Raw genomic sequence first — 14,129 nt, forward strand, 5'->3', positions numbered from 1 at the left:
AGAAAACAATCCAAAAGATAAAGTACTTGGGGATAAAATTACAATTTGAGGTCGATAATGTCTGCAGTTTTCTTCGTAGCCTTGCTCCCTTCCATCAGGGCCGCCTGATGGAGAGTATGGTCGAAGAGCCAACTCCACAGAATGCTTGTCTCGCCGTCGGGTATACGTTCGCCTGCATTGCCTACCCGGTAAGTGGGTTGGAAGCGCGCTGTGACGACTGGGCCGCATTGTTCTGCGATGTTCTGAACCGAGAAGCCCCAATTAAAATAGGCTATACGTCGTATCAGACGGATTTCAGCGGCGATTGCAGGGTCCTGCATCATCTGCTGCTGCGTCACCGGCTGCATCATGAGCGGCGGCCCCTCGACGACGGCGGCGCCCGTCCAGTTTATCGCGTTCGGCGTTCCCTCATGACCGCAGATCGGCATGTCGGCACTTTCGCCCCAGCGCCATAGGGACGGCTGAGAACGCGCGCCGTATTTCTTCTCCAACGCGCCGAGTACCTGCTCCTGCGTCATTCCGTGCAGAAAATAGAGGCTGCGCGCCATGCCGTAGACCTTGGGCTCGAGGGCGCTCGGCCCGTAGAGCACGCCGATCAGATCCGTACCGCTCGCTCCGACATAAAGCCGGGCGCTTTCGGCAACCTCATTCGGATTGGTCGGATTGCCTTTCAATTCGAGAATTCGTTCGAACTTGATCTGATCGCGAAGGATAGTTTCCGCCTCCTCACGCGACATGCCGATCCGGACGCCGGTAATATCCGGTACCGTTACAACCTGAGGCAGACGCGGTGCGATCGGCGCTATGGAAAATTTCGCAATCATGCTCCTCGGCGTCACGGCGCTCTTGTCCCCAAACCAGCGGATTTCCGTAGGCACGGCATCGAGGACCACGAAGGGACGCCCATCTGGCCGATTGCCGCTTGCAATCGCCTTGCGGACATCGAGATCGATACTGACAGCTCGGCCAAACTGGCCCCTTGGCAGCGCCGGCAGGTTCTCCAGCGGCACATAGACATCGGCAGGGATCTCTTTCAGCTCGCGGACCAGCGACAGGATGGTCTTCGGCGTAAATGAACCGCCGGATTGATCTTGCTGTGGCGAGAACAGATGGCCCTGATATTGCGAAAAGTCCCTGCGGCTTATGCCGAGTTCGCGTAGCGCCTCTACGTATTCTCTCGCGGGCCAGCCAAAATACTTGTTGGAACCGAGATCATCGTAGACGTTCTCGTATCGCAGCTGCGTGGGCAAGGAGGCGATGCGAAGCTCTGTCCAGCGACGGAAGTTCGGTAATAGCCGTGTATAATCCGCCTCCGTCAGTGCCCGATAGTTCCTTGGAAAAAACCTGCCCCATGGCGCCGGGTCGGTATTGACGACATCATATCTTTGGCGAGTTTCCTCCTCCCATCGCATGCCAAGCAGCATCCGCAAAGTCGCGTCGTCAAGCGGCGTACCAGAATGCGCCAAGCTCAGCAGGACGCTGGTTTCCGGGTTGAGCGGAAGTCGGCTGGGCGTGGTTTCCAGGGATACCTTGTCCGCATTGCCTGCATCCGGCCGGGAGCCAACCGAGAATGCGTGCGTGACGCGATCCGTATGCTTTGTGTCCATCAGCATGATCTGCTCGATTGCGACATCCAGGCGGGCGTAAGGCCCGTTGCCGCCGGTGAGTTCGGTTGCCCGAACAGGTCGCACTCGGAACACCGCCGGAAAGGTTCGGCCGGGTCGGTCCTTTACAAGCGCCTGGGCCGCGTCCCGCTCGATCGGCAGACTGACCAGGGCGTCGGAATTTTCCGGATCGACGGTGGTCAGACCACCATCAAGCTGCATTTTTTCGCCAAGCGTCACGGCAAACTGCCATTTTTTGATCGCGAAAGCATTCTTGCCATCATGCGTGCCAAGCTTGATCTCCCCCATCAGATACATCGGTTTGGATCGATCGATCTGGGACGCTGCGAACTGGGCCAGAGCCTGCTCCAGCAGCCTGGGACGGTTGAACTCGTCCGCTTCCTTCACGAAGCGCGAGCTTTCGACCAGCTTGCGAGGCAGGTCCGGATTTCCGGCGAGTTCGGCTGTGATGGCGGACACGTTCCACCGGGAAAGAAGTTGGCCTTCCGGGATGGCCGTGCCCGGAAGCACCTCCGGCGGCGGCACGAAATCATAAAGAGGCAGCCTGGTTATCAGCCGTTTCAGGTCGGCATCTTCGTAAAGTGCGACACCCGTGACCTCGCCGGTAACGGTGGTACGGACATCACCAGACTGGAAGATGCCGATCGAATGCTCACGCAACTGCGCTTCGACGCCGGTAAGGGCCATTTCGAAGCCGTAGTAGGCGGTCACTTTTGAACGCTTTGCCTGATCCACATATTTACGGGCCCGCGCCTGCGGAACCTTGAGATATTGTGGGAACTGCCCGTTCAGGTTGGACCGGAAGCTCACCTGGGGGAGAAGCAACCGGGAAGGCGTTATCGCAAATCCCTGACGCGTAAGGTCGTAGCCACCCAGTTCGACAGGCATCGCTACAAGCACTCGGACAGGAAGCCGCGGCGCCTCCGCGACGATCTGCGGCAATATCTCCGAGTTGAATTTCTTCAGGATCTCGTCTTGTTTGAAAGGGTCCGCCGCAATCTCGCGAAGTAACGCTGTCTCTTCTCTCCTTGGCGGGAATAACGACTGATAGGCTTCCTTCGTCGCATAGATGCTCGAAAAGCGATGTGCCGTACCTGACGACTTCGGAACGTCCGGCATATTTCCTATGCCCAGCAGGCCCATGGCCTTGACCGTCAACGCCGTCCTTGCATCGTTGCGCTCCGCGTAGACGCCCTCTCGGGCGACCGGAAGAACAATCCGTCCATCCCGGTTCTCGAAACCGAGCCTGGTCCAGGATCCCATCGTGTTCGTAGCTGGAGGAGCCGCCGGCGGCGCTTCAACAAGCTTCGGCAGCTTTATCTCGATCTGCCTGATCACCGGTCCGAGGCCGGTCTGCGGCCAGGGCACGGGTCGATGCAGGGTGATCTTCTCGATAATTGCCTCGGCAAAGACGGTCCGCTGGCCTGAATGGTCGTTCTCCACCGCAAAGTTGCCGACCTTCATACGGACGGCCATGTGAAGCGACCTTGCATTGCTCCCGCCCAGGTCCGCTGCAAAACGCTCCGCTTCAGCCTTGGGCATCGCGAGCTTGTTCGGCACATCCCACGCGGATGCTTCCGCCGTGATCTTGCTATAGCCGGCGCCATAAAGCGTCATCTGCCGACCGACATCCTCATATTGCAACGGGAAGCTCTCCGACGCAAAGTCGTAAAGCCCCAGGCTGACCGGCCTTACCCGCGTCACGATTAGTGGATCGGCCAGTCCCTGTGTCCCCATGAAACCACGAAAATCGTCGAGCGCCTTCTTCTTGTCGAACTCGCTTCCATCCTTGTAGACTTTGTACAGTGCCGCCGCTTCCGGAGGTGCCCAGTCGCCGCGGTGGCCACGGCTGAGTTCCTCGAACCAACGCTGCAACACGGCAGGATTGTCGAGCAGAAGCGGATCGATGGCGATCAGACGCCGGGTTATGGCCTGCTGAAATGCGGCGCGGTCGGCTTCATATCCGTTGAACTTCCCGGACCAATCGAAATAATTCCCGCCAGCCTGCATAGCAGCAAGGCCGGATTTACCGGCCGGGGCCGCCGCAGACCCGACGCCATCAACGCCATCCTCAACGGCCAATTCCGGCGTTCCGGCGGCTTCCATGACCATCTGGCGCGCCGTGCGGACGGGTGTCGTATCGGGATCATATCCGCGATCCCGCAGGAATTTCGAGATGGCCCTGCCTGTCTTCGGACCGCCTTTGCCGTCGCTTGTACCGATGTCGAATCCAAGCGCAGCGAGACTACGCTGCATGTCTGCCATTTCGTCGCTGGACAGGGGGGCTTCATCCTGCGGCGCGGCCGTGGCGGTCGTGTCGCCGGCTTCCTGCATCAGATGATGGAATTGCATTATCGTGAGGCGTCCAGTCGGCGTGAAGCCGCTGGCACTCTGAAATTTCCGGATTGCCTCCGTCGTCCGGCTTCCGATTTTCCCGTCCGTCCGGCCAACATCGTAACCGAGTTCACCGAGGCGTCTTTGCGCCGTATAAAGCTCTTTCGAATCGAGCCCCGCGTCATTGGATACCCTGGACCCGGACCGCGCGTCCTGGCCGCGCCCGGGATTGGAATTCATTATCCGAAATCCACCGTCGAGAAAATTGCGCAGTATCTGCGCCCCGTCGTTTGCACCGGACCTTACAGGAATTAATAGAGTGACCAAAATTGCCACGGACAGCGAAATATATCGAACTCTTGCCGTCATTTATTCCTCCGCAATATACAGTAAGACCGTACATTACACGCGAAGCATCTCGAACTAAGCAATTATGAGTAGACGGCACCTGCACTCTCAGGCAAATTGCTTACGCCAAAAGGCGAGTTTCCTTGCGCGAGCGAGCCTATCCCACCGCAATCACGTCTCAGGAGGTCGATGTTGCGTTCACGCTACTGCTTGCGCAGTCGGATCTTGCCGCATCCCTGCTGCGTGTAGGAAGCCTGTATTTCCTTGCGGCCGGTGTCGAATTTACCGGTAAAGCCAAGTGGCGTATGTCCGTTCGGGCGATACAGCCAGTCCAGCGGCGCCAGGGTGAAATTGTTCGTGGCAGGGTCGAAACTCCCTTCCATCGACAGGACGCCCGCTTCAATCCGTGAGCCGTTTGCCGTTGGATAATAGGTCTGCAAGGCGGTGATGCTGTGATCGGTATTGACGACCATCGAAACCGCTACGCCAAAAACGTTCTCGCCGCATTGCCCGGTTCCGCTCCAGATGCCGTTGCGAGGATCGGGGCCACTGTCCCCGTTTATGCTCAGCCGACGCATCGACACCTGTTTCTCGAGCTGCTGCTGGACGGGCGGCGTCAGGGGAATCCAGACGCTGGCATTTTGGATCGTCTCGATCGTCTCGACATCGATAAGGCGGCTATCGACGCGAACCCGATCGAACAGGGGCGTGATTTCACCCACGACGAGCTGGTCCACACCGAGAAAGCTGCCAAATTTCTTGGCGCTATCGGGGTTGAAGAGATCGACTTCGGACAGCTGTATTTCCTGCAACGCGTTCTCGAGCTGGGCACGTTCGATGACCCGGAAGACATTGCCCCCCCGCTGCACCAGTTTTCCTGTCAGCGCGATCATAACGAGGTTGGTGAACTGCGTCGTTTTCTGGTCGGACTGGACAAAGGCGGTGACGGCGACGCGCGAAGTGGTCGCAGCACCTGCCCGCGAGGCCACGAATTGCTGGGCGATCTGGTCGACGGCATCATCGACACTTTCGGCGGCTGTCGAACGACCGGATCCCGCAAAAATGACCGGAACGCTCAACAGGACGCCAAGAAGGAGCTTCCGCATCAATTCCCACCCTCCGGTAGTTCGATTCCGTTGATGACGACGTCGTAGAAGCCTACGGTTTTCAGGTCCTGGCTGAAGATGCCGATGCGTGCATTGAACGCTGCCTTCCGAGCCATCGCGGCGAGATCGGCGGAGAAGCTATCCTTGGCGGGAGCGAGATTGAGCACGACCGCCGCCGGCTGGCTGGGAGTGAGGAACGAGGGAGTGTTGGGCCTGAAGCGGGCGCATCCGGCGCCATCCATGTCCCAGGGTTTGTTGTAGATGCAAACCGGAACGCCGGTCGATTGGGTCGCCTGATAGATATTGCCCACTTCGTCGGTAACTGTCGCCGCCGGCTGGATCCAGCTCACGCGACGGCCCTCCTTCTCGGTCTCGATCACCCGCATGATTAGGCGCAGGCCGTTCTTCACTGCGGGGTCCTTCACAATCCTTTGCACTTGGAACGTGAGGCCGGAAAAAGTATCCGTGGCGTTATCGGGCTGATTGCGAATGTTGCCGTTGTTCTGGGGAGAAGAACCGCCCGAAGCTCCGGGGCTGACAAATTGCGCATGACCGGTCGTAGCGCCAAGCAGTACCAGCAGGCAGACATATTTGAGCATTAAGACATCTCTTGCGTTCACGGACGGAAATTTGAAGGATCGCAGTTCATTGAAAGCAATTTAAAGCTTGTCTGGCGACGCCCCCCCCATGGTTTTCGTGACCATAGATGATGGCCGGACATTCAACATTACATCTATCTTGTTGATCATCCACGCAGCATTGACTGCGTCAGTGACGCGCTCAATCCTTTACGCAGCAAGTATTTATTATATCCGTTGCAAGCGCAAGAATGAACAGAAGTAGTAGGTGTGGGTATGTTGCTTATTGCCATGATTTCGGCAAGTGTGCCTCAGAATTGCAGATTTTGACTACCAAGTCCCGGCATAGAGCTATTCGGAGCCCTAGAATGGAAATCCGTTCGCGCGACCGTAAAGACATTCGGCCCGCATCGGCGCAACCAACGAAAAACGCAGGAATTTCCTCTGGGAGCGGTTCGTCGATGCCGCCGGGCGGCAGTGGTCGCTCGGGCACCCCTTCGGGCGAAACGAGCTGGTTCAAGCCGCTCGCCGCGGTCGCCGTCATGCTGGCCGCGGCTGCAGGTGCGTATTTCATTTTTGCGGGCGGCGGCGACACGGTTTCGGAGCAGCAGAAGCAGCAGCGGATGGCCGGTTATCAGACCCTGGTCGCCAGCGGAACCGGCTTTCCGGTGCGCCTCGTCGGCGCGCAGGAACTCGACAAGGCCTTCGCCTCGATGCCCGACACGGTGACGAAGCAAACGCAGGAGAAAATGCGCCAGGAGGTGAACCAGGGCCGACTTCAGCTTGCATGGGTCACGATCTGGGACACGCAGTCGGAGGACGGCGATGTGGTTCGTTTCGAAAGCTCTGCGTCCATTCCGGTGGAGGTGACGGCGCTCAACAGGAAGACCACACTGGCCATACCGTATCCCTCCGACGGTCAGATCCTCGTGACCGGTGTGAAGGACGGCGGCGGCGGCATCACCGTTGCGCTTGAAAGCGGCCGCGCATCGATCGACTGGCCGACGATGGCTCCGGGCGATCAGATGAAGCTGCCACTATCACCGAGCTTTTGAGCCATGTTGCGGCAGCTCTCCTTCATACCGCTTCCCCTGCGAATCCTGGGCGTCCTGCTGATCGGTATCGTGGTGGCAGGTATGTTCGGAGGCGGCTCGCAGTCCAGCGGGCCATCTTTCGGCGGCATCGGTTCGATCGCGACATTGGTTGCCGTGTTTTTCTGGCTGATCGTCGCTGTCGCCATCATGTACGAGATCGGCTGGCTCAATGCGCTGTCGAAAGTGCCGCTCCTGTCCAGCCTCCTTGGCTTTCTCACCAGCAGGGCTGCCGCCGGCGCGACGAATGCCATTTCGCCTGAAGCCGGCCCGCGCGGCAAGCTCAGTGAGGAAGACCGCTTCCGGATAGAAGCGGAAGCAACCTCCGCCCTCAACCGCCTTGTCGGCGTCGAAAGTGCGAGAAAGCAGATCGAACAACGCCTCCTCGATCCGCTCTCCGGTGATCCGGACAGTCCGTTCGGCACGCAAGCTCCCGCCGTCGTGGCGGTTTTCGCCGGTCCACGCGGCGTCGGCATGACGACGGCCGCCATCGCCACCGGTCAGATCCTGGCCGGGCGCGGTGCGCTCGATACCGCCAATGTCGTAACCGTCCGCGATGTCGATCTGCGCTCCGGCGAACATGGCACTCCGTCGGCGATGGCGAGTTCCATGGCGCAACGCGCGCTTGGCGGCACGCTGCTTCTGGAGGGTGCAGGCTGGTTGATGGCGTCGGATCCCTATAGTGGAGGGACGGGACCGGGTGCCGATTTCGGCGTCGCTCTTCTCGAGTTCATCCAGCGTCATCCGCACAAGATTTTCATTGCCATGACGGTGACGCGGGAGGAGTCCGAACGCCTGAGCCGCCAGCCGGAAACGGCGCGTTGGCTGGGCAAGCTTGCTGTGCGCACGATCATATTTGAGGATATCGACGACGATTCGCTTCTCGATATCCTGGAAACGCGGCTGGGTGCTGCCGGATGGTCGCTGGCCGATGATGCCGCCGCCGTCATGGCGAGAAGAACACTCGCGGAATTGCGCGAACGCGCCGGCGACGCGTTCGACAATTCCGAAGCCTGCCGGCGCATGGCGGAAACCCTCATCGAGATCGCACGCAGCGAAGGTTCGCCGCAAAATTCCCGCGAAAGAATCATCGATCGCGAAATCATTCGTCTTGCCGACGACCAACTGGAGTGACGGGGATGGAGCAGAGTTTTCGACACAGGCGCCGGGAACAGCGGACGACCGGCACCAAGCGCGGGGACGGGCTGGAAGCCATTCTTCAGGAGATCGACGGCCTGATTGGCCTCGAACCGGTGAAGAGCGAGATCTTCCGTCTCGTCGACTTTGCGCGGATCGTCTCCCTGAAAAAGGAGAGAGACCTTCCGGTTGCCAATCTCACCTTTCACATGGTCTTTACCGGCCCGCCGGGAACCGGCAAGACCACGATCGCCCGTTATATCGGCCAGTTGCTCTACGAATTGAAGCTGCTGCGCAAGGACAAGCTCGTCGAAGTCGATCGTTCGGCCCTGGTTGGCACGCATCTCGGGGATACCGCTCGCATAGTGCAGGACAAGGTCAAGGATGCGCTCGACGGCGTGCTGTTCATCGATGAAGCCTACACGCTTGCCGGCGGCGGCGGCGCGACCGGCAAGACCGATCCTTACGGGCAGGAGGCCATCGACACCCTGCTGAAGCTGATGGAAGACAACCGCGAGCGGCTGGTCTGCATCTTTGCCGGCTATACGACCGAGATGCGCCGTTTTGTGGAGGCCAATCCAGGTCTCAAGTCGCGCATTTCCCGCACGATCGAGTTTCCCTCCTACAACAGCGACGAGTTGTTTGCGATTTTCGAAAGCCTGGTCGAGAAGAACGGCTTCAATCTTACCCGCGATGCGCGCCACCAGGCCCGGAAGGTCATCGACGAAATGGCGCGCTCTTCCGACGAGAATTTCGGCAATGCCCGCGAGGTGCGCCAGTTCTTCGAAGCGCTCCAGCCCATCCAGGCAGAACGCCTGGCCGAACATATCGACGAAGTGGAGGATATCTCGCGCATCAGCAACGAAACGCTGATGTGCATCGAGGAAGAAGACATCCTCTGTTACGCCGACAACCTCTGACGCAGGTTATTCCATGTCGATAGGGCCGCAAATATTCACTCTATGGCGCCGGGCGCGACCCTTCCGGGTCACCGTCTTTCTGGCCTTGGCCGCCACGGCGGCAGCGGTTCTGTCCGGTTCACTGCCCGGAGGCTCGACATCGCAGCAAATTGCCCAGAACAACCAGAATATCCCCGGCGGCCCCGGGACACCGCAAGCCGCCCCATCCCCTGCGCCATCATCGCCGGCCTCCACATCAGCCCGATGCGCTGCGCCGGGCAGCGGCGCTCAGGCGCCGATCGTTGTCGGCAGCAACGTACCGTCCAATGTCAAGGCGGTGAGCGTGGCGCCGCCTGCCGGCATGCCGCTTGAAACCGAATCCCGCTTCCGCAAATTCCAGGTTCAGGTCAACGCCGCCACCGCCGAAGCCCGCATGGGCGAAAGTTGCGCGCTCATGTCCGGCGCGCTCGATCTCCTGCAGGCGATTGATTATGCCTATGCGGAATGTTTCGCGGGCGGCAACGATCTGCTGACGAAAGCCCAGAACTGCTCGCAGCGCCATGCCCAGTCAGAAACCCGGTTCGCAAATCTTTCGTCGACATTTTCGGCCGTCGCTGCAAACCGTTCGGCACCGCAGATAACCGCTTTAGCCCGGGCGCGCGCCGACATGACCCCTTACGACGAAAGCCGTGAGGTGTGGAAACAGAAGGCGGAACAGGTCGCTGCTGGTGACGTTGCGCAGGCTGCGATCAAAGCCTCCGATGCGCGGATTTCGCAGCTCGTTCAGGCGGCTTCGGCCGCAACGGCCAATGGAGGTTTTGCCGAGACGGAGGCCCTCGCCAGGGCCGCAGGGTTGGATGCCCTGGATCTGCCGCGCCTGTCGCCGGACCAGGCAAGCCTGCTCGAACAGGCGCGAGCCGCGCGTGAACGCATCAACGACAGCGACCGAAGGCTCGACCGGCTGGCCGAAGCCGTGGAGCTGCGCCGTACGAGCAGCAAGGATTCTCGGGGAGAACTGATCGCCGCGGTCAGTGCGCTGACTGCCATGGATACTGCGCGCGCCGGTCCTGCACAGGCAACGATGATCACTTCCGCGAAATCGGAGGCCGCCGCCTTCGCGATGGACGACCTCCTGGAAGAGACCCGGACCTTCAATCCGCAGACCGCTCCGGCCTCCCAGTTTAAGAGGATCACGGACCTCGCCGATGTCGTAAAAGGGCATGGCGGGATTACCCAGCCGACCGGGCCGCAAGCCCAGGCCCTGGCGGTCGCGCAGGATGCCGTTGCGGCGCTCACGCGCTCCAACAGACGCCTTGAAAGCATGAGCGCCACCGCTGCGGCAGTGAAATCCGGCGGGCCGGCGTCGCTCGGCAATCAGGTGCGCAAGAACTACGAGGACATAACCCAGTTCGACATTTCCCGCATGACAGACCGGCAGCGCCAAGATTACGATTCGCTGAAGGCCGCGCGCGAAGTGACGCTTGCGACCGAAGCCAAGACCTTTTCCCGTTCAATCCCGCTGTTCGTCGGAGCCGACGGCAACCATCCGCAGATGGCCAAGGCGCTGGCGGCATTGAAATCGGTGCTGACGGAAATCGGCTTCCGCATCGTCGAAGCGGAGGAACAATCAGCCGTGCGCCTGAAGCTCAACGTGGGGGAAGCGAGGACCACCAAGCTCAGTACGGGCTCGGCCAGCTTCGACAGCGTGCGGCAACCGATGACGATGACCGGCGACTGGACCTTTGCGAGCGACAAACTGAAGCCTTTGAGCGTGCAAGGCGTCGGCAATGGCCAGAATGCCAGGGACAACGCCTTCAACGAGGCCATCAAGAAGCTTGCTGAAGGGGTGCGCAATCTGGCGGACGGAACCTGAGCCATGCTGCACAAGATATCGACCGACGATATCCGCCATCGCAAGATTTACTTCTGGTCGAGTTCCGCCGGCGCGCTTTCGCTGGCCATCCTAATCCATTTTCTGGCTCCCGGCTTCATGGATCGGGCATTTATCCGCATGATGCTGGTGATCATGTTCTTCGGCGCGCTGGCGACGGCGACCTGGAGCCTGTCTCAGCCTTTCCGGGACTACAACAACGCCCGCATGCGCTGGCAGTTCGCCGATGCTCCGCCCGGTGTGCGTCAGAATGCCGAGCGTTACCTCATTCGCAGCAATCGCGTCGCAGCCAGGGTGTCGGCCGTTTCGACGCTGGGTGTCGTGTTCATCGCCCTCGCGGTCCTGTCCCACTGGGATCCGTTCAGAGCCGTTGCCGGATTTCGGACCCTGTTCTACTGGGCCGGTTTTGGCTGCCTGGTTCTGACGCCGTTCGTGCTTGTCGCATCTGCGGGCGAGCTTCGGGAAGCCAGGGCCATGCGCCGCCAGATGGACGAAGAAATGCAGATCTCCGGCTCCCGGGTACGGGATGCCCGTACCGAGACGGAAGACGTTTCCTTTCATGCGCAGCAGGCGGTGGAAGTCATTGCGCCGATGAAATTCCGGGCCGGCGAATATGACTGGAACGTCAGCGACTTCTACAAGAGCGCAGCGATCTTCGGACAGCCGGGCTCCGGCAAGACGATCTGTGTCCTCAATGCGCTTCTGGACGGGCTGCTGCAGGCGACTGGTGCCGCCGGGCAACCCGCGTCGGCCCTCATTCTCGACCCAAAGGGAGACTTCCACGACAAGATCAGCACGCTTGCCGGCAAACATGGCCGCAAGAACGACCTGCTGATCATCGACCCCTCGGAGCCGCACAAATCCATGCGCTGGAACCCGCTGGACAGCGACGATGACTCCCAGGAGATCGCCGGACGTTTCGGTGCCGTCATGGAAATTCTGAACCCCGCGGGCAAGAACGACACATTCTGGATCGACAGCGCTAAACGGCTGGTGGAAAATTTGATCTCCCTTCTCCGTTACGCGCGACCCGATGAACCCCCGTCCCTGATCGAGCTATACGAAGCCGCGATGTCGGACGAGGTGATCGAGCGTTGGGGTCGGCTGGTCTCCGACGAGACCTACGACAGATCCCACGAGGTGGAGCGGACCTTCCGGTATTTCTTCGACGTGTGGCTGCCGATGCCGGGCGATATGCGCGGTACGATCCGCAGTTTCGTTTCCAACATGCTGGGAAGCTTCCTGCGCGCGCCCTACGACACGTTATTTGCCGGCCGCTCGACCGTCAGGATCGGCGAGGTTCTCGACGAGGGCAAGATTCTCTACGTTAACATGCCGATTGCCGATAAGGAGGTGATGGCCCGCGTGGTATCCACCTTCATCAAGCTCGAATTCTACCGGGAAGTCCTCAAGCGCCGGCGCAAACCCCGTCCGAGCTTTTTCCTGTGCGACGAGTTCCAGTCCTTCTTCACCGTCGGGCAAGGACGCGGCGACGCGGATGCCTTCGAACGGACGCGCGAGTCGAACCACGCGAACATCATCGCATTCCAGAACCTCAACGCTCTCTTCAAGCAGACGGAACGGCGTGAACCGGTTCTGAACATGCTCGGCAACTGCGCCATCAAGATCTTTCTGCGCAATACGGAAAAGGAAACGAACGAATATGCGTCGGAACTTTTCGGCCAATATATCGAAACCCTGGGCGGAAGCTCGATTTCGATCGGGCAAGGGCTGAGGCAGGGAACAGGCGGTTCCTCGATCTCCGGTTCGGCTCAATACGCCGCGCGGATCAAGAAGGACGAGTTCACCGCGCTGGAAGTCCCGTCCGTGGACGACAACAGCCCTTACGCGCAGGCGATCGCGCACCTGGCCTCCCGCAGCCAGGTGGAGACCCGGCGCATGCGCTGGAAAGTCCATCCGATCGGGAAATCCTGATCATGATCCTGCGCTTCATTCTCGTTTTGATCTTACTGGCCGCCGCCTACTGGTTCGCGGGACAGTTCATAGGCAGCATGATCACCAGCCTCGCAACCACGTTTCACTGGATGTTTCCGCCATGACAGACGACGAGAAAAAGCATGTCTACACTGCCTTCGGCAGTCCCGAGGCCGCCAGCGAGTTCACGGGCGGGAAGATTTATGACGTCAAGGGATATGAGGGCCACGCCTTCATCCTAACGGACAAGGACGGAAACAACTTCGTCTATGTCACGCCGGAATCCACAAAGTATCGGGATCTGGCAAACGATGTAGCAGGCGAACGAATTTCCCAAACCAAGGACGACGCCGACCATGCCGCCTCCCGGACGATCGCCGATCAACGGGGAGGTCGATACGTCCTTCTCGCCAGGGTCCCGGCGCGTGCGAACCGCTCGGCCGGCAGAGTTGAAAAGCTCGACACCCTTGACGGGAACTTCAACTATGCCGCGGCGAAGCGGACCGGTGGTGGCGATATCGGGCTGACGATGACCCATCGGCAAAGCCAGAAGCTGCTTGGCCGCAAGGTCGATGAATATGACAGGACGCCCCTGTCTACCGATGAGTTGGGCAGCGATCCCGACATGCAACGTGCGCTGTTTCAATCACCGGAAAACCAGCGGAACATTGAGAGCATGAAAGGCGCACTGATCGCTTCCCACGACCTCGAACAGAAACATGATCATGGCAAGACGACCGCAGTAGCCACGGGAATCAAGGGCCCGTGGGACAGGCATCGAGCGGAAAGCTCCAAGGTTCCGGAGTCTCCGCGTCCGCCCGGCCCCAGGAAATGATCCGTGGGCGGCCGGGTTCCGAAGCTTTAACCCTTGGCGCGATTATTGAAGTTCTTCGAAAGCTTGGGGTCTTCCTTGAGCGGAGCCGGACCGTCCTTCGAAGGGCTTCCCCACTCAGTTCCCTGAGCCCTGCTCATGTCCCAACGCGTTGATCCCATGCGAGGAGGCGGATAGTTGAGTTCGGGCCTGTCCCTCTTGCCCCTGGATTTGAAGGTATCATCGCTGCCCGTTAACTTGTCAGTCAAACCATCCTTCGATGGCTGATCGGCAGCTGCTTTGTTGAAATCGGCTTTCGAAGATCTGTCCCAATTTGTCATAACGGGTTCCTTCGCAACATAAAACGATGATTG

Annotated in this window: 11 protein-coding genes; 7 read left to right on the forward strand and 4 right to left on the reverse strand. The window is 59.8% G+C overall.

Annotated features, from left to right (window positions below):
* Positions 1-38 precede the first annotated feature (38 nt).
* The 3 genes from ACSQ8R_RS24945 to ACSQ8R_RS24955 all read right to left on the reverse strand — a co-directional run bounded on the left by ACSQ8R_RS24945 (position 39) and on the right by ACSQ8R_RS24955 (position 6,012).
* The gene (locus ACSQ8R_RS24945; RefSeq protein ID WP_436256028.1) at positions 39-4,328 is read right to left on the reverse strand and encodes a peptidoglycan-binding domain-containing protein; all 4,290 of its coding nucleotides are present in this window, start codon (positions 4,326-4,328) and stop codon (positions 39-41) included.
* Between the two features lie 182 nt (positions 4,329-4,510).
* Positions 4,511-5,413: a FlgO family outer membrane protein gene (locus ACSQ8R_RS24950; RefSeq protein WP_436256029.1), complete on the reverse strand. Its 903-nt coding sequence runs from the start codon at positions 5,411-5,413 to the stop codon at positions 4,511-4,513.
* A complete protein-coding gene (locus ACSQ8R_RS24955) occupies positions 5,413-6,012 on the reverse strand; it encodes a hypothetical protein (protein ID WP_436256030.1) in 600 nt (199 codons plus the stop codon). The genes ACSQ8R_RS24950 and ACSQ8R_RS24955 overlap by 1 nt, the downstream gene beginning before the upstream one ends.
* 440 nt (positions 6,013-6,452) lie before the next feature.
* Here ACSQ8R_RS24955 and ACSQ8R_RS24960 point away from each other — a divergent pair, with 440 nt between their 5' ends.
* The 7 genes from ACSQ8R_RS24960 (at position 6,453) to ACSQ8R_RS24990 (ending at position 13,779) form a co-directional block, all read left to right on the forward strand.
* Complete coding sequence (locus tag ACSQ8R_RS24960) at positions 6,453-7,046, forward strand: hypothetical protein (RefSeq protein ID WP_436256031.1); 594 nt, start codon at positions 6,453-6,455, stop codon at positions 7,044-7,046.
* Positions 7,047-7,049: 3 nt separating this feature from the next.
* The gene (locus tag ACSQ8R_RS24965) at positions 7,050-8,216 is read left to right on the forward strand and encodes a hypothetical protein (RefSeq protein WP_436256032.1); all 1,167 of its coding nucleotides are present in this window, start codon (positions 7,050-7,052) and stop codon (positions 8,214-8,216) included.
* A 5-nt stretch (positions 8,217-8,221) separates the two neighbouring features.
* Positions 8,222-9,139, forward strand: a complete 918-nt coding sequence (locus ACSQ8R_RS24970; protein WP_436256033.1) for an AAA family ATPase — start codon at positions 8,222-8,224, stop codon at positions 9,137-9,139.
* A gap of 322 nt (positions 9,140-9,461) precedes the next feature.
* Positions 9,462-10,991 (forward strand): hypothetical protein, encoded by a 1,530-nt coding sequence (locus ACSQ8R_RS24975; RefSeq protein WP_436256034.1) that lies wholly within the window; start codon positions 9,462-9,464, stop codon positions 10,989-10,991.
* A gap of 3 nt (positions 10,992-10,994) precedes the next feature.
* Positions 10,995-12,944, forward strand: a complete 1,950-nt coding sequence (locus tag ACSQ8R_RS24980; RefSeq protein ID WP_436256035.1) for a type IV secretory system conjugative DNA transfer family protein — start codon at positions 10,995-10,997, stop codon at positions 12,942-12,944.
* Between the two features lie 2 nt (positions 12,945-12,946).
* On the forward strand, positions 12,947-13,069 hold the full coding sequence (locus ACSQ8R_RS24985) for a hypothetical protein (protein ID WP_436256036.1): 123 nt from the start codon (positions 12,947-12,949) through the stop codon (positions 13,067-13,069).
* The gene (locus ACSQ8R_RS24990; protein ID WP_436256037.1) at positions 13,066-13,779 is read left to right on the forward strand and encodes a hypothetical protein; all 714 of its coding nucleotides are present in this window, start codon (positions 13,066-13,068) and stop codon (positions 13,777-13,779) included. The genes ACSQ8R_RS24985 and ACSQ8R_RS24990 overlap by 4 nt, the downstream gene beginning before the upstream one ends.
* Before the next feature lie 26 nt (positions 13,780-13,805).
* On the opposite strand, the gene ACSQ8R_RS24995 is transcribed toward ACSQ8R_RS24990, so the two are convergent.
* The gene (locus ACSQ8R_RS24995; protein ID WP_436256038.1) at positions 13,806-14,096 is read right to left on the reverse strand and encodes a hypothetical protein; all 291 of its coding nucleotides are present in this window, start codon (positions 14,094-14,096) and stop codon (positions 13,806-13,808) included.
* Between the last annotated feature and the right edge of the window lie 33 nt (positions 14,097-14,129).

The organism is Neorhizobium sp. LjRoot104 (assembly GCF_964253725.1).
Classification (GTDB): Bacteria; Pseudomonadota; Alphaproteobacteria; order Rhizobiales; family Rhizobiaceae; genus Neorhizobium.

Excerpts from the sequence above, each read along its gene's own strand:
- ACSQ8R_RS24945 (WP_436256028.1), bottom strand. The coding sequence starts at position 4,328 with ATGACGGCAAGAGTTCGATATATTTCGCTGTCCGTGGCAATTTTGGTC.
- ACSQ8R_RS24950 (WP_436256029.1), bottom strand. The coding sequence starts at position 5,413 with ATGCGGAAGCTCCTTCTTGGCGTCCTGTTGAGCGTTCCGGTCATTTTT.
- ACSQ8R_RS24955 (WP_436256030.1), bottom strand. The coding sequence starts at position 6,012 with ATGCTCAAATATGTCTGCCTGCTGGTACTGCTTGGCGCTACGACCGGT.
- ACSQ8R_RS24960 (WP_436256031.1), top strand. The coding sequence starts at position 6,453 with ATGCCGCCGGGCGGCAGTGGTCGCTCGGGCACCCCTTCGGGCGAAACG.
- ACSQ8R_RS24965 (WP_436256032.1), top strand. The coding sequence starts at position 7,050 with ATGTTGCGGCAGCTCTCCTTCATACCGCTTCCCCTGCGAATCCTGGGC.
- ACSQ8R_RS24970 (WP_436256033.1), top strand. The coding sequence starts at position 8,222 with ATGGAGCAGAGTTTTCGACACAGGCGCCGGGAACAGCGGACGACCGGC.
- ACSQ8R_RS24980 (WP_436256035.1), top strand. The coding sequence starts at position 10,995 with ATGCTGCACAAGATATCGACCGACGATATCCGCCATCGCAAGATTTAC.
- ACSQ8R_RS24985 (WP_436256036.1), top strand. The coding sequence starts at position 12,947 with ATGATCCTGCGCTTCATTCTCGTTTTGATCTTACTGGCCGCCGCCTAC.
- ACSQ8R_RS24990 (WP_436256037.1), top strand. The coding sequence starts at position 13,066 with ATGACAGACGACGAGAAAAAGCATGTCTACACTGCCTTCGGCAGTCCC.
- ACSQ8R_RS24995 (WP_436256038.1), bottom strand. The coding sequence starts at position 14,096 with ATGACAAATTGGGACAGATCTTCGAAAGCCGATTTCAACAAAGCAGCT.